Origin of the sequence: Gordonia sp. Z-3 (assembly GCF_036233855.1) — a bacterium.
Classification (GTDB): Bacteria; Actinomycetota; Actinomycetes; order Mycobacteriales; family Mycobacteriaceae; genus Gordonia; species Gordonia tangerina.
The window spans coordinates 29,316-51,014 of the sequence record NZ_JAZARS010000004.1; the positions used below are offsets into that span (position 1 = coordinate 29,316).

The 21,699-nt window shown below is 66.4% G+C and carries 22 protein-coding genes and 1 pseudogene; 11 read left to right on the top strand and 12 right to left on the bottom strand.

Annotated features, from left to right (window positions below; all coding sequences use genetic code 11):
* Window positions 1-2 precede the first annotated feature (2 nt).
* Together VX037_RS05315 and VX037_RS05320 are read left to right on the top strand one after the other, a co-directional pair.
* On the top strand, window positions 3-623 hold the full coding sequence (locus VX037_RS05315) for a TetR/AcrR family transcriptional regulator C-terminal ligand-binding domain-containing protein (RefSeq protein WP_442903638.1): 621 nt from the start codon (window positions 3-5) through the stop codon (window positions 621-623).
* Between the two features lie 9 nt (window positions 624-632).
* Entirely contained in the window at window positions 633-2,045 is a 1,413-nt protein-coding gene (locus tag VX037_RS05320) for an amidase (protein ID WP_328713496.1), read from the top strand.
* 181 nt (window positions 2,046-2,226) lie between these two features.
* Here VX037_RS05320 and VX037_RS05325 read toward each other — a convergent pair whose 3' ends face one another.
* Together VX037_RS05325 and VX037_RS05330 are read right to left on the bottom strand one after the other, a co-directional pair.
* Window positions 2,227-3,858: a solute symporter family protein gene (locus tag VX037_RS05325; RefSeq protein ID WP_266060306.1), complete on the bottom strand. Its 1,632-nt coding sequence runs from the start codon at window positions 3,856-3,858 to the stop codon at window positions 2,227-2,229.
* The gene (locus VX037_RS05330) at window positions 3,855-4,214 is read right to left on the bottom strand and encodes a DUF485 domain-containing protein (RefSeq protein ID WP_266060308.1); all 360 of its coding nucleotides are present in this window, start codon (window positions 4,212-4,214) and stop codon (window positions 3,855-3,857) included. The genes VX037_RS05325 and VX037_RS05330 overlap by 4 nt, the downstream gene beginning before the upstream one ends.
* Window positions 4,215-4,561: 347 nt before the next feature.
* On the opposite strand from VX037_RS05330, the gene VX037_RS05335 reads away from it, so the two are divergent.
* Window positions 4,562-5,809, top strand: a complete 1,248-nt coding sequence (locus VX037_RS05335; protein ID WP_328713498.1) for an HNH endonuclease — start codon at window positions 4,562-4,564, stop codon at window positions 5,807-5,809.
* 193 nt (window positions 5,810-6,002) lie between these two features.
* On the opposite strand, the gene VX037_RS05340 is transcribed toward VX037_RS05335, so the two are convergent.
* Genes VX037_RS05340 through VX037_RS05355 form a run of 4 tightly spaced genes read right to left on the bottom strand, consistent with a single transcriptional unit; the run spans window position 6,003 to window position 10,150 of the window.
* Complete coding sequence (locus VX037_RS05340) at window positions 6,003-7,745, bottom strand: sodium/solute symporter (protein WP_328713499.1); 1,743 nt, start codon at window positions 7,743-7,745, stop codon at window positions 6,003-6,005.
* Window positions 7,742-8,122 (bottom strand): hypothetical protein, encoded by a 381-nt coding sequence (locus tag VX037_RS05345; RefSeq protein WP_266060313.1) that lies wholly within the window; start codon window positions 8,120-8,122, stop codon window positions 7,742-7,744. Before VX037_RS05345 ends, VX037_RS05340 begins: the two co-directional genes overlap by 4 nt.
* The gene (locus VX037_RS05350; protein WP_328713500.1) at window positions 8,119-8,904 is read right to left on the bottom strand and encodes a LytR/AlgR family response regulator transcription factor; all 786 of its coding nucleotides are present in this window, start codon (window positions 8,902-8,904) and stop codon (window positions 8,119-8,121) included. Before VX037_RS05350 ends, VX037_RS05345 begins: the two co-directional genes overlap by 4 nt.
* A gap of 28 nt (window positions 8,905-8,932) precedes the next feature.
* Complete coding sequence (locus tag VX037_RS05355; RefSeq protein WP_266060317.1) at window positions 8,933-10,150, bottom strand: sensor histidine kinase; 1,218 nt, start codon at window positions 10,148-10,150, stop codon at window positions 8,933-8,935.
* Between the two features lie 142 nt (window positions 10,151-10,292).
* On the opposite strand from VX037_RS05355, the gene VX037_RS05360 reads away from it, so the two are divergent.
* The 6 genes from VX037_RS05360 to VX037_RS05385 all read left to right on the top strand — a co-directional run bounded on the left by VX037_RS05360 (window position 10,293) and on the right by VX037_RS05385 (window position 14,460).
* Window positions 10,293-11,132, top strand: coding sequence for an alpha/beta hydrolase (locus tag VX037_RS05360; RefSeq protein ID WP_328713502.1), 840 nt, complete (start codon window positions 10,293-10,295; stop codon window positions 11,130-11,132).
* Between the two features lie 42 nt (window positions 11,133-11,174).
* Window positions 11,175-11,522, top strand: coding sequence for an AraC family transcriptional regulator (locus VX037_RS05365; RefSeq protein ID WP_328713504.1), 348 nt, complete (start codon window positions 11,175-11,177; stop codon window positions 11,520-11,522).
* Window positions 11,523-11,625: 103 nt separating this feature from the next.
* Window positions 11,626-12,204 carry a hypothetical protein gene (locus VX037_RS05370; RefSeq protein ID WP_328713506.1) on the top strand — a complete coding sequence of 193 codons (579 nt, stop codon included), beginning with the start codon at window positions 11,626-11,628 and terminating at the stop codon, window positions 12,202-12,204.
* Window positions 12,165-12,584 carry a helix-turn-helix domain-containing protein gene (locus tag VX037_RS05375; protein ID WP_328713507.1) on the top strand — a complete coding sequence of 140 codons (420 nt, stop codon included), beginning with the start codon at window positions 12,165-12,167 and terminating at the stop codon, window positions 12,582-12,584. Before VX037_RS05370 ends, VX037_RS05375 begins: the two co-directional genes overlap by 40 nt.
* A 7-nt stretch (window positions 12,585-12,591) precedes the next feature.
* The gene (locus VX037_RS05380) at window positions 12,592-13,476 is read left to right on the top strand and encodes an AraC family transcriptional regulator (protein ID WP_328713508.1); all 885 of its coding nucleotides are present in this window, start codon (window positions 12,592-12,594) and stop codon (window positions 13,474-13,476) included.
* 186 nt (window positions 13,477-13,662) lie between these two features.
* On the top strand, window positions 13,663-14,460 hold the full coding sequence (locus VX037_RS05385; protein WP_328713509.1) for an alpha/beta hydrolase: 798 nt from the start codon (window positions 13,663-13,665) through the stop codon (window positions 14,458-14,460).
* 10 nt (window positions 14,461-14,470) lie between these two features.
* Here the strand turns inward: VX037_RS05385 and VX037_RS05390 are convergent, their stop codons facing one another.
* From VX037_RS05390 to VX037_RS05415, 6 genes and pseudogenes are all read right to left on the bottom strand, one after another.
* Complete coding sequence (locus VX037_RS05390; protein WP_328713511.1) at window positions 14,471-16,069, bottom strand: polyamine aminopropyltransferase; 1,599 nt, start codon at window positions 16,067-16,069, stop codon at window positions 14,471-14,473.
* 18 nt (window positions 16,070-16,087) lie between these two features.
* Entirely contained in the window at window positions 16,088-16,513 is a 426-nt protein-coding gene (locus VX037_RS05395) for a DUF350 domain-containing protein (protein WP_235723915.1), read from the bottom strand.
* Between the two features lie 71 nt (window positions 16,514-16,584).
* Entirely contained in the window at window positions 16,585-17,202 is a 618-nt protein-coding gene (locus VX037_RS05400; RefSeq protein ID WP_328713513.1) for a DUF4247 domain-containing protein, read from the bottom strand.
* Window positions 17,199-17,738 carry a DUF2617 family protein gene (locus VX037_RS05405; RefSeq protein ID WP_328713515.1) on the bottom strand — a complete coding sequence of 180 codons (540 nt, stop codon included), beginning with the start codon at window positions 17,736-17,738 and terminating at the stop codon, window positions 17,199-17,201. The genes VX037_RS05400 and VX037_RS05405 overlap by 4 nt, the downstream gene beginning before the upstream one ends.
* The gene (locus VX037_RS05410) at window positions 17,735-18,367 is read right to left on the bottom strand and encodes a DUF4178 domain-containing protein (protein WP_328713517.1); all 633 of its coding nucleotides are present in this window, start codon (window positions 18,365-18,367) and stop codon (window positions 17,735-17,737) included. Before VX037_RS05410 ends, VX037_RS05405 begins: the two co-directional genes overlap by 4 nt.
* Window positions 18,368-18,496: 129 nt before the next feature.
* Window positions 18,497-19,678 (bottom strand): annotated as a pseudogene (locus VX037_RS05415) (nitrate ABC transporter substrate-binding protein).
* A 296-nt stretch (window positions 19,679-19,974) separates the two neighbouring features.
* On the opposite strand from VX037_RS05415, the gene VX037_RS05420 reads away from it, so the two are divergent.
* Window positions 19,975-20,754 (top strand): ABC transporter ATP-binding protein, encoded by a 780-nt coding sequence (locus VX037_RS05420; protein ID WP_328713518.1) that lies wholly within the window; start codon window positions 19,975-19,977, stop codon window positions 20,752-20,754.
* Window positions 20,751-21,665, top strand: coding sequence for an ABC transporter permease (locus tag VX037_RS05425; RefSeq protein ID WP_328713519.1), 915 nt, complete (start codon window positions 20,751-20,753; stop codon window positions 21,663-21,665). Before VX037_RS05420 ends, VX037_RS05425 begins: the two co-directional genes overlap by 4 nt.
* Window positions 21,666-21,699: the final 34 nt, after the last annotated feature.

Below are 21,699 nucleotides of genomic sequence, written 5' to 3' on the forward strand. Positions count from 1 at the left end.
TAATGGATCGCATGAGTAGTTCCCATGCCGCCGCATCGCGTCCGGACGCGGGTGATCGGGCGCGTCGGCCCGGCGGACGTAGCGCGCGAGTGCAGTCGGCGGTCTATGCCGCGGTAGGTCAGCTCGTGGGCGCAGGTCGGCGTGACACCATGACGATCCCCGAGGTCGCCGAGTTGGCCGAGGTCAATCCGACCAGTATCTACCGGCGATGGGGTTCCATCGAGGCGTTGCTGGGTGAGGTGGCCGTCGCAGCGCTCACTCAGGGTGAGCCGCTACCCGACACCAGCGATCTCGGCGCTGATCTGGCCGAGTGGTCGCGGATCATCGCCGCCGACATCGGTCGGCCCAAGCGCCGCGCCTACCTCCGGGCGATGGTGTTCGCCCGCGATGACGTAGTGGAGGAGTGCCCGTGCTGGGAGATCCGGCGCGAACAGGCCGAACAGATGGTGGATCGGGCCGCCGAGCGCGGCGAGGCGACGCCGTCGGTGCGGCAGATCCTCGACCATGTCATCGCGCCCCTGTATCACCACGCGGTGTTCGGCCTGGGGCTCGACGACACCTACGCCGCGACGCTGGCCGCCGATGTCATGCGCATGACCGAATCGCGCGGCACATCGCGCTAGGGTCGGCGCATGCGACACGTGCATGCCTTCGGCGATGATGCTCTCGGCGATCGGGACGGGGTGGGCATCGCCGCCGCGATCGCCGGCGGGGAGATATCGGCCGCTGAGGCGTTGGAGGCCGCTCTGGCCCGCATCGATGCGGTAGAGCCGCATCTGAATGCGGTCGCCGTCGACGATCGCGAGCGGGCCCGCAAGCGGGCGGTCGGGGAGGGCATCCCCGGCGGATCGTTCGCCGGAGTCCCGTCGATCATCAAGAACAACACCCTGTTCGAGGGGTTGCCCGTGGGCAACGGGTCGGCCGCGATGCCCGATCTGCCGGCAAAGGGCAACGAGCCGTTCACCGAGCAGTTGTTGTCGACCGGCGTGAACATCGTCGGCGCCTCGACATTGCCGGCCTTCGGGCTCACCGCGACCACGGAGTTCGTCGACCGCGAACCCACCCGAAACCCCTGGAACACCGACTATTCGGCGGGCGCTTCGTCGGGAGGCTCGGCCGCGTTGGTTGCCGCCGGGGCGCTGCCGCTGGCGCACGGCAACGATGGTGGCGGCTCGATCCGGATACCGGCTGCGGCGTGCGGGCTGGTCGGGCTGAAGCCGTCGCGCGGGCGTGTCGAACCGTCGCCGACCGGACGCATCCTGCCGGTCGACATCATCTCCAACGGCATTCTGAGTCGAACCGTGCGTGACACCGCGCATTTCATCGACGATGCCGAACGTTTCCGCGCGCCCGAAGGCCTGCCCAGCGTCGGGCTGGTGGAGGGGCCGGGAACGCGCCGGTTGCGTATCGGACTGATCACCGACACCGTTACCGGCGCCCCGATCGACGACGACACCGCCACTGCGATGACCGAGGTGGTCGAACTGCTGACGTCGCTCGGCCACCACGTGGAATCGACCCCGGTCCCGCTGGACGAGACCTTCGTCCGGCAATTCACCGACTACTGGTCGATGCTCGCGTTCACCATGGACCGCGCCGGAAAACTCATGGTCGGCAAGGACTTCGACAAAGAGGCCCTGGACCCGTTCACTCGGGGACTTGCGCGGCGATACGCGCGGGCGTTCTGGCGCACCCCGGCGACGATCATCGGGCTCAAACGAGCCACAGCGAAGTTCCGCACCGTCTTTGACCGTTTCGACCTGCTGCTGTCGCCGACACTGTCGCACACCGTCCCACGGATCGGCTACCTCGATCCCGGCGGCGACTTCGACGTGATCTTCGAGCGGCTCGTGCACTACGTCGCCTACACGCCTGCGAACAATACGTCGGGCACGCCAGCGATGAACCTGCCGCTGGGCCGGACCTCCGACGGTCGTCCGCTGGGCATCCACTTCGGTGCCGACCTCGGGCGGGAGCGGCTGTTGCTGGAGCTGGCGTTCGAACTTGAAGCAGCACAGCCGTTCGCGCGGATTCAGGAGAGCTGAGGGGCCCGCGCGGGTCGGCCGAGAAAACGCAGGTCGTCGACCGCCCGCGCGATCCGAGCCAACCCGCGCGACCCGAGCCGACCTGCGTTGATCCTGGCCGTCGGTGCCGACGACGCACATCGTTCCCGCTCCCTCAAGCGAGAGAGCGGGAACGAAGCGGTGGAACGGAACCCCGCGAAACCTAGTGCGCGACCGCCTTTTCCGCACCGACACCGGTCAGCGAGCGAACTTCCATCTCCGCGTTACGTTCCGGGGTGCCGGCATCCTTCGGCGTGGTCAGCGTGCCGACGATGCCGAGCAGGAAGCCCACCGGGATGGAGATGATGCCCGGATTGGACAGCGGGAACCAGGCGAAGTCGGCGCCGGGAATCATCGCGGTCGCCGATCCGGAAACGGCCGGCGAGAAGATGATCAGCACGATCGTCGAGATCAGGCCGCCGTAGATGCTCCACAGCGCACCGCGGGTGTTGAACCGCTTCCAGTACAGCGAGTACAGGATCGTCGGCAGGTTCGCGGCTGCGGCGATGGCGAACGCCAGGGCCACCAGGAAGGCGATGTTCTGACCGTTGGCCAGGATGCCGAGGATGATCGCCATGATGCCCAGCACCACAACGGTGTAGCGCGACACCTTCACCTGGTCGTCCTCGCTGGCCTGGCCGCGCTTGATGACACTGCCGTAGATGTCATGGGCGAACGACGCAGACGCGGTGATGGCCAGGCCGGCGACCACGGCGAGGATGGTCGCGAACGCCACCGCCGAGATGATGCCGAGCAGTACCACGCCACCGAGTTCGAAGGCCAGCAGCGGTGCAGCCGAGTTCTGTCCGCCTGCGGCGTTCATGATCTCGTCCGGGCCGACCAATGCGGCGGCGCCGTAGCCGAGAATCAGGGTGAACAGGTAGAACGCGCCGATCAGCGCGATGGCCCACACCACCGACCTGCGTGCTTCCTTGGCCGTCGGCACTGTGTAGAAGCGCATCAGCACGTGCGGCAGACCTGCGGTACCGAGCACCAGGGCGATCGCCAGCGAGATGAAGTTGATCTGCGACGAGAGCGATCCGCCGTATTGGGCGCCGGGGGCGAGAACGTCACGGGCGGCGACCTTCTCATCCGACGACCCGGTGATCGCATCCTGTGCAGAGCCGAGGATGCTGGACACGTTCATACCGAACTTCGCCAACACGATGAACGTCATGACCGCGGCACCGGTGATCAGCAGGACGGCCTTGATGATCTGCACCCACGTGGTGCCCTTCATACCGCCGATGAGGACGTAGACGATCATCAGCGCACCGACGATGGCGATCACGATCGACTGGCCGACGCGGCTCTCGATGTCGAGCAGCAGCGCCACCAGACCGCCGGCGCCGGCCATCTGGGCGAGGAGATAGAACAGCGACACCATCAGCGTAGAGATGGCCGCGGCCAACCGCACCGGACGCTGGCGCAGTCGGAAGCTCAGCACGTCGGCCATGGTGAATTTGCCGGTGTTGCGGAGCAATTCGGCCACCAGCAGCAGGGCGACGAGCCATGCGACCAGGAAGCCGATGGAGTAGAGGAAGCCATCGTAGCCGTAGACGGCGATGGCGCCGGCGATGCCGAGGAAGCTGGCCGCCGACAGATAGTCGCCGGCAATGGCAATGCCGTTCTGTGGCCCGGAGAAGCCACGGCCGCCGGTGAAGAAGTCAGCTGCGGACTTGTTGTTCTTGCTCGCCCGGATCACCACGTACATGGTGACGGCGACGAACGCTACGAAGATGGAGATGTTGGCGACCGGGTTGCCGACGGACGCAGCCAGATTGATCGTGGTCATGCGCTGATCTCGCTTTCCATCTTCTCGCGGATAGCGGTGGCCCGCGGGTCGAGGTCACGGTTGGCGAACCGTACGTAGAGCCCAGTGATCACGAAGGTCGTGACAAATTGCAGCAGGCCCAGGATCAGGCCGATGTTGATATCGCCCCAAACCTTTGTGCCCATGAAGTCGGTGGCGAACGCCCCGAGCAGCACATAGAGCGCGTACCACAGCAGGAAGAACGCCGTCAGCGGAAAGACGAACCGGCGCAGTCGATGCCGCAGGTCTTGGAATTCCGGGCTGGCCTGGACTTCCAGCCACTGCTCGCCGGTCGGCGAATGCGACGCCGAGCCGGGCGGATGTTCGATCGTGGACACGCCTACCTCCTGAATGTCTGTGATGACTCTCGACTGGCAAGCGTATTGAGGTGCAAGTCACAGCAGAATGGGGTGTTGTGGGTCACACGGCGAAGTAGTGAGACTGTGCGACGGACGGTCGATGACAGCCGACGAGCGGTTGGGTGGGGAACCCCTCGCCAAGTCTCGCGGCCGCACAGGGGTCATGAGGCGAGTGCCTCAGCCCGCCGCCCCCTCGTTGGTTGAGTAGCGGCGTGCGAGCTTGCGAGCCCGCCGCGTATCGAAACCACCCCACCCGCTCGAAAATCTTCTGCACTATTTTCAAGAAACTCCTTGACATCGAACTGGTGTTCGACCATAGTGGAGTCATGGGAGCTTCGGGGGATCTCACCACCATCACTGATTCTGTTCGTGACCTGCACTTGGGCGACGATATGTCGGGGCGTGCAGCGTTTGATGCGATGGCCGCTCTGGTCACGTTGCGTAATCTGATCGACCATCACGCTGCGACGGTGGTCGGCCATCTGGACCGACTGGGTGTGGCCCGCGACCACGGCCGCAAACTCAGTGAGTTGTTGATCGTGATGGGGTTGGCACCGGCGGTCGCGTCCCGTCTGATCCGTATCGCCACTGCCCGTGCGCAGCTGCCCACTCTGGGCGCGCATGCCGCCGATGGGGCGATCTCCGCCGAACATGTGGATGCGGTGGGTAAAGGGGTCGATCATGTCGGGAAAAGATCGGCGGAACCGCTCGACGATGTGGCGCGTCTAAACATCGTGACCGAACTTCTCGCCCAATTCTTTTCCGGCGCCACCCCCGCCGACATCGGTAAACGTGCGCGTCGTCTGGGCAACCAGGCCGCCGCCGACACCGGTGGGCTACCGGCATCCGAGGACCGCAACCTCAACACGCTCACCCACGATGTCGATGGTGACGGACGGCTGCAGGTGCGCGCCGACCTCAACACCGAGGTCGGCGAAAAATTCTCGGCTGCGATGGAAGAGTTGGCGGCTCCGCGCCCTGAACCTGACGGTTCACCGGATGCGCGTTCCACCGAGCGCCGGCATGCCGACGCCCTCGAAGCGTTGCTGGATATCGCTGCCCGCAGCGGTGATGCGGCCTCGGCACCACGTCACCAGTTATTGGTGTCGGTGCCCGCCGATACCCCGGATCTGGCCGAACTGCCGTTCCTGGGGTCGATCTCCGAAGCCATGCTGCGCACGTTGACCTGTGACACCACCGCGACCGTCGCGATCGTCGACGGTGAGGCGGTGCCGATGGAGATGAGTAAAGACAAACGCCTGTTCCCAGCCCATCTACGTAAAGCGTTGCACAAACGCGACGAGTGCTGCATCAAATGCGGCGTGGCGGCCTCCCGCTGCCAGGGCCATCACCTCGTGCATTGGGCTGATGGTGGAATCACGGTGTTGGACAACGGCTGTCTGCTGTGCCCGTCGTGTCATGCCGACATCCACCACAACGGGTGGGAGGTGATCATGGGTCACGACCGACATCCCTGGCTCATCCCACCCGCCGCTGTTGACCCGACACGTCGGCCGATACCGGCCTACAACCGACGCACGATGAACCTCGACAACCTACCCGCCGCCGCCTGAGCCACGCTGACCGGCGAGTAGGTCACGCAGCCAAGTCTTCCCACGCACCCGGCCCCGGTCGGGACCGCAACCGTCCCTTGAGAACTCCATAGCGTGAAACAACGGCGCCGCAACGGTGTCGCGTACCCGACGGCCACATCGGTTGCACAGCAACCCTTGTGGTGCGCGATACGCGACACCGTACGCCGACCGCCTACTCGCTCGGCAGACGCTCGATCCCCATGCCCAACCGCTCCGGCACGTGCATGCGGGCGAAGGTCCGTGCCAGATCGTCGGGCACCCGGCGACGGGTCGCGAGACTCACCGCAATCATCGTCGCGAACGCCAGTGGCACGGTAACTGCGGCCGGATAGCCGATGATCTCCGCAGGCCAACCGCCGAGCACGTCGTTGCGCACCACCCCGGCGATCGCCAGGCTGGTCGCGGCACCCGAACTCACGCCGCCGACGATGAGCCCGGCAACCGCGCCAGGCGCGGTCAACCCGCGCCACCAGATGCCCAGCACCAGAAGAGGGCACAACGTCGATGCGGCGACGGCGAACACCAGCCCGACCGTCCGCGACAACTCCAGCGACGACGCCGCCAGCGAGAGACCGATCGGGATGACACCGCCGATGAGCGCGGCGATGCGGAAGTCGCGCACTCGTCCGCGCAGCACGTCCGTGGACAACGCGCCTGCGACGCTGACCAGCAACCCCGACGAGGTAGCGAGGAACGCCGCGATGGCACCAGCGGCCACCAACGCCGCCAGGATCTGCCCGGCCAGCCCCCCGACGGCGGCAGCGGGCAGCAACAACACCGCGGCATCGGACGTACCGGTGATCAGCAACTGCGGTACATACAGGCGTGCGAGGACCCCCAACACGGTCGGGAACAGATAGAACAGCGACAGCAGCGCGATGACCGCCAACGCAGTGCGTCGCGATGACCGCCCGTCCGGGTTGGTGTAGAACCGCACCAGCACGTGCGGCAGACCCATCGTGCCCAGAAAGGTGGCGATGATCAGCGACAACACCTCGAACAGGGGCTGACGTCCACCCAACCCGCCGCCCGAGGCGATCCAACCCTCACCGGTCGTCGGCGCACCATCTACGACCGGGGTGGCCGCGCCGGCCTCGAGTCGGATAACACTGCCCGCGCCGACCTCGTGGGTACCGGTGCTTGGGAACGGTGCGGCGTCGACGTCCGCGCCGTCGAGGGTGCCCGTGATGAGTAGACCGTCGACCTCGGGAACGGTCATCGTGACCGGGGTGGTGACATTCACCGTGGTCGCCTGATCCACCCGCGGCGGCACCGGATCTCCCAACGCCGCACGGTCGGTGAGAAACACGCCGAGCAACACCAGAGCGGGCACCGCGATGGCGGTCAGTTTGAGCCAATACTGAAACGCCTGCACAAAGGTGATCGACCGCATGCCGCCGCCGACCACGTTGACGATGACGATGGCCCCCACGGCGACCGCACCCACCCACACCGGTGCGCCGAGCAGGATGTTCAGGGTCAGCCCGGCACCTTGCAGCTGCGGGATCAGATAGAGCACGCACACCACCACGACCACGGTCATCGACGTCAGGCGTGCGGCGCGGGAGTTCAGTCGGAACTCGGCGAAGTCGGGCACGGTATAGGCGCCGGATCGGCGCAGCGGAGCGGCGACGAACAGCAGCAGCCCCAAATAGCCGGCGGTGAATCCGATCGGATACCACAGGGCATCGGCCCCATATTTGGCGACGAGCCCGGCGACACCGAGAAAGGATGCGGCCGAGAGGTACTCGCCGGACACCGCGGCAGCATTCCATCGCGGTCCGACACTGCGGGAGGCCACCAGGAAGTCCGAGGTGGTGCGCGAAAGTCGGCCACCGTAGGCGCCAACGGCGACGGTGGCGATGGCCGCCAGCCCCAGGGCGATCGCGGTGAGGGCGTCGACGTCGGTGTTCATTCGTGGTCGGTCTCGTCGTCGACGACCCGTAGGAAGTCACGCTCGGCCTGCTCGGCGAAGTGCACATAGATCCGACCGGCCACATAGAGCAGCGGATAGAGCGCGAACACCAGCACCAACCAGTTCAGGCGCACGCCGAGGATCTCGACCGAGGTCAGCCACGGAAACACGGTGCCGGTCAACGGGATCGCCACGATCACGACGATCACGGCCGCTGCCAGCCGCAACGCGATCCCCAGCTGCGCGCGCATCAAACCGCGGACCAGCGCGTCACCCACCTCGGTCTGCTCCTGCACCTCGACGCGGGTGCGCATCATGCGGGCGTTGCGACGCTGTGACAGCACGACCCGTTCGCGGCGGGGTGGCTGTTCGGTCATGGCTCGCCGTCGGAACGATACTGGCGCATGGGATCGCGGATCAGCAGATCCTTGAGTTCGCGCAGTTGGCGTCGGCTCACCGGCAACTCGACGGCCTCCGAGGCGCCGTTGGCACGTACCGCCACCACCGTCGACGACCCGGTGGCGCGCAGACTGGTGACCATCGGCAACGCCACCAGATAGGAGCGGTGCACCCGCTGAAATCCGTGATCCTGCCAGCGGGTGGCTAACGTGGACAGCGGAATCCGCACCAGATGTGCGCCGGTGTCGGAGTGCAGTCGGGCATAGTCGCCGACCGCCTCCACCCAGGAGATGCTGTCGCGGCGAACCAGTGAGGTCACCCCGGACATCTCCACCGGGATGACCTCGTCGGTGGCGCCGGCGCGAACCGCCGGATCGGAAGTGCGTGGCGCGGTGTCGCGACCGGCGAGCACACGTGTGATCGCCTGCTCGAGTCGTTGCTCACGTAGTGGTTTCAGCAAGTAGTCGACGGCACCGACGTCGAAGGCGTCGACCGCCTTGTCGTCGTGCGCGGTCACGAACACCACCTGCGGGGGTTCGGCGTACTGCCGCAAAACCCCGGCGAGTTCCAGACCGCTCAGACCGGGCATGTTGATGTCCAGGAAGATGGCGTCGATACGCCGCTCGCTGAGTTCGCGCAGGGCGTGCGTGGCGTCGCCTGCCGTATGCACCTCGCCGACCTCGGGTTGGCGTCCGAGCAGGTAGGCCAGTTCGTCGAGCGCCGGCGGTTCGTCGTCGACGGCGAGGACGACGAGGGTCATCGGCCACCTCCTTGCACCACCGAGATCGTCACGCGCGGATACCGGCACGGAATTTGGGGACGCGCATGCCGACCCGCGTACCCGCACCCACACCGGTGTCGACCACTAGACCGTAGTCGTTGCCGAATGCGGCGCGCAGTCGATGGTCCACATTCGTCAGCCCCACGTGCGCCCCGTCGGATTCGCTGCGTTCACCGGATGCAGACGGCGCGTCGAGCGCGTCGATGTCGCCGGACCGCAACAGCTCCGGATCCATTCCCACGCCGTCGTCCTCGATGGTGATGACGCAGTCGGCGCCCTCGTCGGCCGCGGTGATGGTGATGGTCCCGCCGCCCTTGCCTGCCAGCCCGTGGCGAACGGCGTTCTCCACCAGCGGTTGCAGTGCGAGAAACGGTACGACGACGTTGAGGACCTCGGGCGCCACCTGCAGCTTCACGTCCAGCGCCGGCCCGAACCGGGCGCGCTCGAGGGTCAGGTAGCGGTCGATGTTCCGCAGCTCGTCGGCGAGGACGGTGTACTCGCCCGCGGCGCGGAACGAGTAGCGGGTGAAGTCGGCGAAGTCCAGGATCAGCTCTCGGGCGCGGTCGGGGTCGGTGCGCACGAACGATGCGATCGTGTTGAGCGCGTTGTAGATGAAGTGTGGACTGATCTGTGCTCGCAACGCCAACACCTCGGCGCGATCGAGCCGTGCCCGGGACGCCTCGAGTTCGGCGAGCTCGATCTGACTGGATACGTACCGGGCGACCTCGCCGACCGCGCCGAGCATGCCGGGCCCGGGACGGTGGGTGGTGGCGACCACCAGCACCCCGACACTGGTGTCCTCGCCTGCGAGGGGCGCCGCGACCAGTGCGCGTACCGGCGACTCCGTGCCGCACGGATCGTTGACCAACACCCGGCGCTGGTCGTCGTCGGCGATCGTGGCGGTGTCCGCGGCTGCCGCGACCAACTGGGTGTCCCAGAACGGATCGTCGTCGGGTTCGCGGGCCAACAGTGCGCCGTGCGCGTCGTAGAGTGCGACGGCATCGGCGGCGGTCAGGGCCCGCAGGTGCGGTACGGCATCGCGTGCCGACTCCGCCGAGAGCCCGGTCCGCAACGACCGAGCCGCCCGGGATGCCGTCTGCAGGGCGAAATGCACGGCACGTTCAGTGGGGGTGGAGACCACCCGCCGGGTGCGGATCAAGACCACTGCGATCACCACGACCAGGACGGCCACCGCCGCCAGCGCTACCGCGAGCTGTCCGGACATGGGTCCAACACTCTCATCCCTGATGCGCTGAGACCATCGAGACCACCAGGCCGGCTGCACGCTCAGCACATATCCGTGCAACCAGATGGCGGGGGCGGGCCATCCCTACGGTGATCGCATCCGGTTTCGAGAAAGGTCGCCGATGTCTGCTCTCCGCCCCGATCTGCGTCTCTGGATCACCCGCGCCGCGCTGGTCCTCTCCGCACTGGCACTCCTCTTGGGCGCGGCAGCGGGGCCCGCGTCCGCGCAGAACCCGAAACCGACGATCGTGCTCGTGCATGGCGCGTTCGCCGACTCCTCGGGGTGGAAGGACGTGGCGGCAAACCTCCGGGGGCAGGGCTACGCGGTGCAGACCTTCGACAATCCGCTCCGGTCGCCGGCTTATGACTCCGCGCAGCTGGAGAAGAAGCTCACCGATATCCCCGGCCCGATCGTGCTCGTCGGGCACTCCTACGGCGGGTTCGTCATCACCAACACCCACGATCCCGACGTCCGCGCCAACGTGTACATCGCTGCGTTCGCCCCGGCCTCCGGCGAATTCGTCCAGGGTCTGCTGAATCCGATCACCTATCCGGGCAGTCGGTTGCTACCCCCCGCGCTGCAGGTGAAGCTGGTCGAGAACGACCCGACCGGAATCGCCGGCCGCAACATCGACGGCTACATCGCCCAACCGTACTTCCGCGACATCTTTGTCCAGGACGTCTCACCGGCGGTGGCCGCCGACATGTACGCCCACCACAAGTCGGCGGCGCTGGTGGCCAACCTCGAACCGTCCGGCGCTCCCTCGTGGACCACGGTGCCGAGTTGGTATCTGATCTCGCAGCAAGACCGGGTCATCCCGCCCGCGCTGCAACGCTTCATGGCGTCGCGTGCGGCACCCGGACGCACCGCCGCGGTGGATGCCTCACACGCCTCGCTGGTTTCGCGGCCGGACGCGGTGACCGCGATCATCCTGTCGGCCGCGACCGCGGTGAGTAGCTGACGCGTACCCAGGGGTCGACAGCAGGCGCGCTCAGGGGTGCCGATGTCCCGCAGCGACGGGTGGTCGGAGTTGATGCGCCGGATCGACGCTCTGCTGGCAGACCACATCGCAGATCTCGATCTGACGGTGGCCACCGTCGCGCACGCGGTCGGGGTGACGGAGTGTGAGCTACGCCGGATCACCTCCGAAAAGGACGTCGACGTGCAGCGTTGGATCGTCGGGGCACGTCTGTCGCGTGCTCGCCGTGACCTGATGTCCGCATCCGCGGAGCCCGATACGGTGTTTGCGCGTGAGCACGGATTCCACGATCTCGCGGCACTCGTCGTGGCCTTCACCACCACCTACGGCCTGACGCCGTACGCCTGGTGGGCGATGCGGGCCGAGGGTTGAGACCGATCTGGCCGAGATTGCGCGTGGCGTCGAAGTACGCAGTATTATTGCTGGTCACAGCGCTGTGGCAATTGTGGGATCGGCCAGTCACCCAGGGAGAGACATGGCGATCGTGTTTCGTTCCGCCGACATTGCGGTCAACGATCGCGAAGAGGTCACCCGAACGGCATTCCTCGAACAGTCCTGGCCGACCACGGTGGACCTCGACGAACCGACCGCAGCCGACTCGTTCATCGAGGTGTTCACCTACGGCCGGGCCAGTATCCTCCGCGCCCAGATGACCGGGGTGCATCTGTCCAGGTCGGCCCGGCAGGTGCGGTCGAGTCCGGCGGATGTGCTGGCCATCGCCGTTCAGGAACGCAGCACAGCACGCCACGAGATGTACGGCCGCCAGCGTGCGGTGGCGCCGCGCGACCTGATGGTCAACGACATGAACTCGCCCTACCGATACGCCTGGCCGGGCCGCGGAAGTTCACGCGCGCTATATGTTCCGCTCGCCGACCTGAACCTGCCGACCGACGTGGTCCGGGCGGCGTCGACCCGGCTGCCCGCCAGCCCGGTGTACCCGTTGCTGCGCACCTGCATCGACCAGATGACCGACGCCGGGATCGGCTCACCGCCGATCCCGGCACCGCCGAGTCCGTGGGGGCGGTCGCAATCGATGTGGCGCGTGCGCTGCTGACGTCGGCATACGACATCGAGTACGGCCGTGGGTTGATGGCCGACGTGCTGTTGCCTCGCATCCGCGGCTACGTTCGTCGCCACCTCGGCGAACCCGATCTGTCGCCGGCGATGATCGCAGCCGCGCATGGCATCTCGATTCGTCGACTCTTCACGATCTGCGCCGCGGCGGACTTCAGCATCGAACAGTGGATCATCTCCTCCCGACTTGAAGGTATCCGTGACGAACTCGCGCGACCCGAATCCCGGCACCGATCGGTGGCGGAGATATCCCGTCGCTGGGGTTTGACCAACCCCTCCTATGTGAGTCGGCGCTTCCGCGCGACGTTCGGGATGAGCCCGAGGATGTGGCGTCAACTCGCGCTGTCCGCGGAGCGGTGATGTTCCCGTGAGTCAGCTCCCGGCGCCACAGCGATTGGCCGATCACATCGCCGTGTCGACGCCCCGCGGGCACTGCGTCGGCACGCCGGACACATACGTCACCCCGATGGGGGATGACATGTGGTTGACCCGCGTCCGATATGACGGCATCGCGGTGACCGACAATCGACGGTTACCGGGTATCGCGCTCCGGATCCTGGTCGCGGTACCCGACAACGACCGGTGGATTCTGCGGCGTGGACGTGATCTTGCGCAGGCGAATCCCTGCGTGCTTGCCGTCGCCGACCCGTCCGAACCCCTCGACTTCCGAGCGTTCGGTCCGGGAACCGCTGTGGTACTGGACTTTCCAATGTCCTGGCTCACCCTCCCGGTCGACACAGTCCGACGTGGTATCGACGGGCTGAACGATGCCAACCCGCTGTCGGCGTTCGTCGGCGAACACCTGACCCACCTCGGGGGTGTCGGAGCGACCTGTCCGATGATGCTGCCCGACCTGGCACCGCCGACGATCCAGCTCATCCGTTCCCTGTTGCTCACGTCGGTCCGGTTCGGCGAACCCAGCCCGTCAACTGAACTCATCGTGCGGGTGAAGCTCTATATCGACGAACACCTCACCGACGCCGACCTGTGCGCGGGTCTCATAGCGTCACAGCACAGCATCTCTACCCGAAAGCTGTATGCGGAGTGGCCGAACGACGGCCCCGCACTCGGTGACTACATCATCCGGCGGCGGCTCGAACGCGCCCGCGATGCGCTGATCACCCGGCGCCATCTCACCATTCCAGCCGTCGCGCGCTCACACGGGTTCGTCGACCCCACCCACTTCGCGAAACGATTCCGCATGGCCTTCGGTGTTTCGCCGTCACAGTGGCGCCGCGACAACGCCGGGTGATGAGCATCGCCGGCCATGCCGGTCACCGCACGCAGAGCACACAATTGTGCGTGCACGACCAGATCGGGCGGCAGTTTCGGCCGTAGGGTGGCCGCGCGCACATCGCACCGAGCTTCGCCTCGCACCCCGATCAGGATCGGAGCCTGTCATGGCCACACCCGACACCATCGTCCTCATCCATGGCCTGTGGGTCACGCCGCGGTCCTGGGAACACTGGTGCCCTACTACGAAGCCAAGGGCTACCGGGTGATCACGCCCGCCTATCCGGGCTTCGACATCGAGGTCGAGGCGTTGCGTGAGAATCCGGATGTGATCGCGACACTCACGGTGCCGCAGACGGTCGATCACCTGGCGGGTGTGGTCGAGGCGCTTCCGACCCCGCCGATCCTTATGGGGCACTCGTTCGGTGGCATCATGACCCAGTTACTCGTCGATCGTGGGCTTGGCGCCGCCGGCGTGGTGATCGACTCCGCGCCCACCGAGGGCGTGCGCACTCAGCCGCCATCGCAGGTCAAATCGCTGCTGCCGATTCTCACCCGGTGGTCCAACCGCCACAAGGCCGCCGGGTTCACCCCGGAGCAGTGGCATTACGCGTTCACCAACACCCTCGACGATGCGGAGTCGCGGGCCGTCTACGATCGCTATGCGATTCCCGCGCCCGGGGCATGGGTGTTCCGTTACGGGGTGTTCGCGAATCTGCTTCCCGGACATCAGGAGACGTGGGTCGATTACGGCCGGAGTGATCGTGCGCCACTGCTGTTCATCGCCGGGGGAGCCGACCACATCATGCCAGCCGCGGTGAACAAGTCCAACGCCCGCAAGTACCGGAAGTCGGGGGCGGTCACGGACTTCCATGAGTTCCCCGGACGTTCGCACTGGACCTGTGGTGAACCGGGTTGGGAGGCGGTCGCCGATCATGCCCTTGACTGGGCGGTCGCGCAGACGTCGCCGCGCTCGCCAGAGACCCTGCCACACACTCCGTGAGGGCCGTCACTCAGTAGACCGCCCACTCCGACTGCGCATAGCGCAAAATGCGCGGATCCATCAGCGTCGACGGGGGCATGTCCAGCGGTGGACGATCTGCGGGGAACACCGATGCTGCGGTCAGCTCCGCCTGGTCGAGGAAGCGAAGGGGCGCCGGCAGGTCAAGGGCGAGCTCGGGTTCGGTGTCTCCGGCGAGGAAGTAGCCCCAATCGCCGAACGAGGGGACGTCGACGTGGTAAGGCAGCGTGCGCAGACCGGCCGAGGCCGCGGTTGCGCCGATGCACCAGAACGACTTCGGAGCGAAGTACGGCGAACCGGCCTGGATCACGGCTCGACCACCATCGGCGAGATGGGCGCCGACCAACGAGTAGAACTCTGTGGAATACAGTTTGGCGGTTGCCGATTCGTCCGGATCGGGCATATCGACGATAATGACGTCGAACGCGCCGGAGTTCTCGCGCAACCAGGAGAAGGCATCGGCGGTGATGACGGTGCTGCGCGGGTCGTCCAGCGACCCCTTGTTGAGTCGTGCCAGTCGTTCGTCCTCTCGGCCGAGCCGAATCATCTCCGGGTCGAGTTCCACCAGGGTCGCCGAGGCATCGGGGTAGCGCAGCACCTCGCGTAGTGCCAGGCCGTCTCCGCCGCCGAGGACCAGAACCCGCTGGTGTGTGCCCGCCATCGCCGGATGCACCAGCGACTCGTGATACCGGTACTCGTCGATCGACGAGAACTGCAGGTCGCCGTTGAGATAGAGCCGGGTGTCGGGGCCCAGGGGCGTGGTTCTCTCGGTGATCACGATGTCCTGGTACGGGGTTCGCTCAGCGGCGACGATCGGGTCGCGGAACATCGCCTGTCGGGCGGTCACCTCGAACCGGTCGGCGAACACCATGCCGGCGATCAGTGCAGCGATGACCGAGACCGCGGCGACACCGAGGACTGCCCGTGCCGGACCTGACAGGTCGTGCCGGAAGACACCGAACACGAGGAAGGAGCCTGCGGCGGCGTTGACCAGACCCACCACCAGGGCGCCCTCGAGTTGCCCGAACAGTGGCAGCAGCAGGAACGGGAAACACAGACCACCGACGAGCGCACCGATGTAGTCGACGGCGAACATGTCGGCGACTGCGCTGCCGGCGTCCTGTCGGCGGATGCGCTGCAACAGCACCATCAGCAACGGGATCTCGGCGCCGATCAGCACGCCCAGCACAAACGCGACCACCACCAGCGCGGGCGTGTACAGGGCCAGATAGGCGAACGCCGCATACAGTGCCATCACCGACAAGCCGCCGAGTAACGCCAATGCCAGTTCGATCGCGGCGAAGGTGACGATCGGCCGCGACTGCAGGGGTTTGGCGGCCAGCGACCCGATGCCCATCGCGAACACCATCACCGCCAACACGATCGACGCCTGGGTCGCGGTGTTGCCGATCAGGAACGAGCCCAGCGACACAAGCGCGAGCTCGTAGACGAGGCCGCACGCCGCGCAGACGAAGACGACGGCGAGCAGCGCCGCACGTGACCACCGGGCCGAGGGCCGCGCCGCGTCGTCGGCGACAGGGAAGTCGGTCAGCTCGGGCTCGGGCTGCGCGGAGTCATCGGTGGCGGTCATGGTCGAGACGAAAGGTGACTACAGGATGGAAACTGCGACGATCAGCGCGATCGCGATGTGCACGACACCGTGCACCCACACCGCCGGGTGACTGTCCGGGTGGACGACCAGCTCGCCGAGCTTGCCGGGCGTGAACAGGTCGATGATGTAGAAGGTGATCGTCATGATGGCGACCCCGATGACGGTGTACACGACGGTGTAGGTGAGGCCTTCCACGAGTCGGCCCTCGCTCGCCACGATCGCCGCCGCGACGATGATGGCGACGGCGAAGGCGTTGGAGCCGACCAGTATTCCGGCATTGCGGTTGCGGTCGGCCCACAGCAGGTGCCGCAGGTTTCCGGGGGTCATGGCGTCGATGACCGCAAACGATGCCAGCATGAGGACCATGCCGGTCCCGCCGTATGCTGCGGCTGCGTAGCCATTTCGGACGATGTCGGTGAGCACGTGTCCTCCGGTTCAGATGGTGATGCGCGTCGGATGGGGATTCGAGGGTGGTGCGATGGTCGAGCTGGTGGTCATTTGCCGCCGCCTCCTGAGCCGCCGCCGCGGTAGCTACTGCCCGAGCCGCCGAAATTCGGTGTCGGAACCCAGAAACCGCCGACATACGGCAGGAAGTGGTTGTACCCGGATCGGTAGTCGCTGCTCAGCATGACCTTGGTGGTCCCGGCCGTGAGCGGGAACAGTCCGACAACGTAGTCCGGATACTGCAGGAATTCGGTGCCCGCGACGTTTTCGGTGTTCGCAGTGTCACCGGCGCGCTGATCGGTGGGCTGTTCCACCCCGCTCAACTCGGAGGCCACCGACGACGGCGTGCCTTGTGCGACATAGGCGTCGACGCTGCCCTCGTCGAGCGCGGGGTCTCGCTGGTAATTCGCGGTGATGTAGTTGCGGACGTTGGCGTTGTCGCCGGTGAGCCCGTTGAGGGCCTTCACCGAACAGGTGGCGACGATCGCGAACACTGCGATCATGACGATCACCGCGATGATGATGTTGCGGGTGCGGTGCAGGCCGCGGCGAGGGTCGTCGCCGAATCCGGGGGTCGGGCGGAATCCGCCGGGTGGCGGGCCGCCGGGCGGTGGCGGTGGGGGCCCGCCAGGGGGTGGGGGTCCACCGGGCGGAGGAGGGTAGGTCATCGCGTGCCCCCGCCGTCCCGCAGTTCACCAGTGGTCGTGACCACCTCCGCCGTCTGTGGGTAGGTGTGCCAGGTCTGCCACCCGATGCCGTCGCCGCGGGTGGTGGCGATCGCCGCGGTCACCGCCATCGGCTGCCCGGGAAAGCGGCCCAGCAACGACGGCAAGCCCTGGGCGCGGTGATCGGCCGTGCGGTGATGAAGTTCGTCGACCAGAGCCGCCATCTGTTCGGCATCGCACTTGCGGACCGACGACGTGAACGTATAGGTGCCGTCGGCGACTGTGCCCGGAAGCGGTTCGTCGAGCCCGGGCAGGCACGCGACTGTCTCGCACATTCGGTGGTCGCCGTCGTCGACGATGATCTGATGACTGGCGCCGAGGAGTCGCAACGACACGGTGCGGGAGCCGAATTGGTGGTCGCATCGGGCCAGCGGCGCTCGCGGATCGGCGGTGAGCGAGAAGGCGAGCTGCGCGGCGCTGGTGTCGGCGTAGGGCACGTCGAGCAGCACGTGGCCGCTCGTGAGTCCCGCGGCCGTCATGTGCCCGGCGCCGGATCGGTCGGGTAGATGCGGTACTCGCTGCGTGCGAGGACCTCACCGCGGGCGCTCTCCCAGCCGGAGCCGAAATCCTCGAAGGACAGGCGTTCGCCGCCGGCTTCGTAATCGTGGTACCGCATCGATCCGCGCTGGTTCAGGCCGGTGGTGCCGGTCGAGGAGAACTCGGCCGACCCTGCCTCGTCAGAGTGATAGCGCCGCCCGTCGAGTTCGAGCGCATCCGGTCCGGGGGTGAGGGTGACGCCGGTCAGTTCGTGCCACAGCACGACCTCGAGGTCGGGGTCGTCTTCGACGGAGAGCCAGGCCTTGCGGCCGGTCCCGGTGTCGAGGAAGTTCTCGGTCCACTCGAATCCGCTCTGCGACAACCGCAGCGTCCCGCGTACCGCGAACGTCTCACCGCGCAGTTCCACCAGGTCGCCGGGCTTGAGTTGCCGAGGATCGCCGCGGACCGCATCGTCGTCGGCGGTCGAGAACGGGTCCTTGGGACCGTAGGCGCGCTGCTTGAGGGCATCGGTCTCGGCCCGTCTCGCCTTACGGCTGCCCAGGAAGTTGAACACCACGACCACCGTAATGATCAGCAGCAGGGCCACGATGATGATCAGCAAGAACTCCACGCGGCCGACCCTATCTTCCTCACGCCGAAACCGACATGCCGGACGTCGACGTCATGAATGACGGCAGACACCGACGGCCACCCGCTGCGTTCGGGTGGCCGTCGGCGCCTGTGCGCGGCTCGGCGCGGATCAACGCACCTGATCGCTGATGAACTCCGTGGTGAACAGCTGATCGGCGGGCAGATCTGTGGGCAGGCCGGCGCCGCTCTCGTTCAGGATCGGCGTGAGGTCGTCGATGATCGACTGGGCCTTGGCCATGTCGTAGCTACCCCACACACCGTCGGAGCCGGGTGCGATGACGGCCTTGTCCTTCAGCAGCGCCGCCGAGTACGCGGCTTCACCCTCGCTGTATGGGGTGAAGCCGACGTCCTAAGACACCCAGTCGACGATCGTCGCGTTGATCGCGTCCGGCGCGGCAACGTAGTCCTTGCCGGTCTGCTGGATCATCGGGACGAGTTTCTGCAGGCACGGGGTGAGGCTGTCGAGCCTGTCGGCGCGCACCGACACGTTGGAGGCATATACGTCGTACCCGGCGTCCTTCACCATCGCGTAGGCGATCGGCTTGTCCCACGACGGCGTCTCGTGCTCATAGGTGTAGGGCTCGGAGTTGGCGAAACCCTGCTGGGAGATGCTGGGATCGCCGACGAAGCGGGCCGGCGCACCGTCGTAGCTGGTGTCGAGCTGGCTTTGTTTCAGTAGTCCCTTCGCGACCAGCCATTGCGGGAAGATCTGGTCCTTGCTGACCACCACGGTCTCGTCGGTTTTCCCGATGTCGGCGATGGTCTTCTGGTCCGGGTGGGTCTCCGGATCCCACATCAGGATCGACGGGTTGTACTGCAGCAGTGGCGTCACACCCACGACGCGCTGATCCGTGGCCGCGGCGATCAGCTGGTCGCCGTGGACGAGGCCGAGGTCGATCGAGTCGTCGGCGTACATCGCCGACGGGACCGACTGGAAGCCGATGGCCGGACCGCCGGCACGCAGGGTGATGTCGACGCCGGTGTCCTGCCCGTCGAAGGCCAACGGGCCGGACACCGACTTCGTGTCGGTGTCCACCTGATAGCCGGGTCCGAGCAGCCCGATGACGCCCGCCATGTCGGACTGCGGCTGCCACTGCAGCTGCACCACGACGTTCTCGGGGCAGACCTCGGCGAGGCTCGTCTCCGCCGATGCCGGCGCCAAGCTGCCGGTCGCGGCGGAATCGGTGCTGTCGTCACTGCCGCAGCCGGCGAGCGCGGCGGCGCACAGTGCGGCGGTCACCACGGCGAGGGCGCGTGTGCGGCGCGCGGCGAACAGATCACGTGTGGTCATGAGAACTCCTGAGGGCTGATGCCGAGAATGTCGCGTTCTGCGATCTACATGTAAAGCTAGGGCGAGGGCGACGATCTCGCCAGTCGATGCATGTAGCTGAAAGCGGCTTTGGCGTGCGCCGAAAAGGCACGTCAGGCTAGCTGAACTGCTGGAAGTGCCTGATAGAAGCTGGTGGACCGGGTCCGTTCGTCATGCAATGTTTACATGCGGACACCACACCGAAATACATGTAACGAATGATCGAACACGGCAGCTGGCTCGCCATCTACATGTACTTCCGATCCAGGGATGTGGACATGACCCTTTTTGACACCATGAACGACGCGGATGCGCGGCACCTCACCAAGGGCGTCGTCATCTCGGCGTCCGGCGTGACCAAGCAGTTCGGCTCGGGCACCTGGGCTCTCGACGGGGTCGACCTCGACATCGCCGACGGCGACTTCGTCGCGGTGGTGGGTCCGTCCGGATGTGGCAAGTCGACGCTGCTGCGGATGGCCGCCGGCCTCGAGCGCCCCACCGACGGTAGTGTCGCGCTCGCGACCGACTCGGTGGGCTTCATCTTCCAGGAGCCCACATTGTTGTCGTGGCGGTCGGTGCGAGCGAACGTCGAACTCTGCGCCGAGATCGCCCGCCTCCCGCGGTCCGAGCGTCGCGCCCGTGCCCAACAGGCCATCGATGCAGTGGGCCTGCGCGGATTCGAAGCACAGTTGCCCCGGATGCTGTCGGGTGGCATGAAGATGCGGGCATCGCTGGCGCGCACACTCACCTCCGAGCCGAAGGTGATGTTGCTCGACGAGCCGTTCGGAGCGCTCGACGAGATGACCCGCCTGGACATGCAGACCGAGCTGCAGCGGCTCTACGCCGAACGCAGGTTCACCGGCATGTTCATCACCCACTCGGTATCGGAGGCGGTGTTCCTGGCCAACCGGGTCATCGTCATGTCGGCCCGGCCCGGGCGCATCGTCGCCGACCTGCGTATCGACTTCCCCTATCCGCGAGACCCCGACCTGCGCTACGAATCCCGATTCGTCGAGTATGTCGCCGAGATCACCGAGACCCTGCGAGGCGCCCGATGACCACTACCATCTCCGCGACGGCAGCGAGTGGACCCATGGCCGGCACAACGGCTTCCGACACTCCGAGCTCCGCGACCACCTCAGCCGCACCGACGCCGTCGGGTCCGGACCGGACTTCGACGTCGGAGCGGAGTCGGCGCTGGGTCAGATCGATTGTCCGCTATGGTCTTCCACCGGCACTGTCGTTCGCGGTCGCGATCGGGCTGTGGTATTGCGTCAGTTATCTGATTCTCAGCCCGACCCGGCGGTTCCTGCTGCCACCGCCGCACGAGGTGCTCACCAATTCGTTGCTCGACCCCGATCATGTGGGTCCGATGCTCGACGCGCTCTGGGTCACCGCGAAGGTCAGCGTCGTCGGATTCGCCTTCGCCGCTCTGATCGGGGTGGCCGTCGGGGTGGTGATGAGCCGAGGCTCCTTCTTCGAGCGTGCGATCTATCCGTGGGCCGTTGTGCTACAGGTCATCCCGGTGCTCGCGATAGTTCCGCTGATCGGATTGTGGTTCGGCTACGGGATGGTGGCGCGCACCATCGTGTGCGTGATCATCGCGATCTTCCCGATCATCGCCAACACTCATTTCGGCCTGGTCTCGGTGGACAAGGGCTCGCACGAATTGTTCACGTTGTCGAAGGCGTCGACCGCGCAACGGCTCGCGAAACTGGAGTTCCCGTCCGCCCTGCCGTCGATGATGACCGGTTTCCGCACGGCGTCGGGACTCGTCGTGGTCGGCGCGATCATCGGCGACATGTTCTTCGCGAAGGGGGAGCCGGGGATCGGAACGCTCCTCGACATCTACCGTGCGCGACTGCAGTCCGATGACCTCATCGCCGCCATCGTGCTCGCCTCGCTGTTCGGCATCGTCGTGTTCGGCATCTTCAGCGTGCTCAACGCGTTCGTCCATCGTCGGCGGTGACCCCCGCTCCCGAGCGTCACGTCGGGCCCTGAGG

Coding starts and splice junctions, on each gene's coding strand:
- VX037_RS05320 (WP_328713496.1), top strand. CDS start 633: ATGCGACACGTGCATGCCTTCGGCGATGATGCTCTCGGCGATCGGGAC.
- VX037_RS05345 (WP_266060313.1), bottom strand. CDS start 8,122: ATGACCGAACAGCCACCCCGCCGCGAACGGGTCGTGCTGTCACAGCGT.
- VX037_RS05355 (WP_266060317.1), bottom strand. CDS start 10,150: ATGTCCGGACAGCTCGCGGTAGCGCTGGCGGCGGTGGCCGTCCTGGTC.
- VX037_RS05405 (WP_328713515.1), bottom strand. CDS start 17,738: ATGACGGCCGCGGGACTCACGAGCGGCCACGTGCTGCTCGACGTGCCC.
- VX037_RS05325 (WP_266060306.1), bottom strand. CDS start 3,858: ATGACCACGATCAATCTGGCTGCGTCCGTCGGCAACCCGGTCGCCAAC.
- VX037_RS05390 (WP_328713511.1), bottom strand. CDS start 16,069: ATGACCGCCACCGATGACTCCGCGCAGCCCGAGCCCGAGCTGACCGAC.
- VX037_RS05365 (WP_328713504.1), top strand. CDS start 11,175: ATGTCCCGCAGCGACGGGTGGTCGGAGTTGATGCGCCGGATCGACGCT.
- VX037_RS05370 (WP_328713506.1), top strand. CDS start 11,626: ATGGCGATCGTGTTTCGTTCCGCCGACATTGCGGTCAACGATCGCGAA.
- VX037_RS05350 (WP_328713500.1), bottom strand. CDS start 8,904: ATGACCCTCGTCGTCCTCGCCGTCGACGACGAACCGCCGGCGCTCGAC.
- VX037_RS05335 (WP_328713498.1), top strand. CDS start 4,562: ATGGGAGCTTCGGGGGATCTCACCACCATCACTGATTCTGTTCGTGAC.
- VX037_RS05360 (WP_328713502.1), top strand. CDS start 10,293: ATGTCTGCTCTCCGCCCCGATCTGCGTCTCTGGATCACCCGCGCCGCG.
- VX037_RS05340 (WP_328713499.1), bottom strand. CDS start 7,745: ATGAACACCGACGTCGACGCCCTCACCGCGATCGCCCTGGGGCTGGCG.
- VX037_RS05400 (WP_328713513.1), bottom strand. CDS start 17,202: ATGACCTACCCTCCTCCGCCCGGTGGACCCCCACCCCCTGGCGGGCCC.
- VX037_RS05315 (WP_442903638.1), top strand. CDS start 3: ATGGATCGCATGAGTAGTTCCCATGCCGCCGCATCGCGTCCGGACGCG.
- VX037_RS05425 (WP_328713519.1), top strand. CDS start 20,751: ATGACCACTACCATCTCCGCGACGGCAGCGAGTGGACCCATGGCCGGC.
- VX037_RS05420 (WP_328713518.1), top strand. CDS start 19,975: ATGACCCTTTTTGACACCATGAACGACGCGGATGCGCGGCACCTCACC.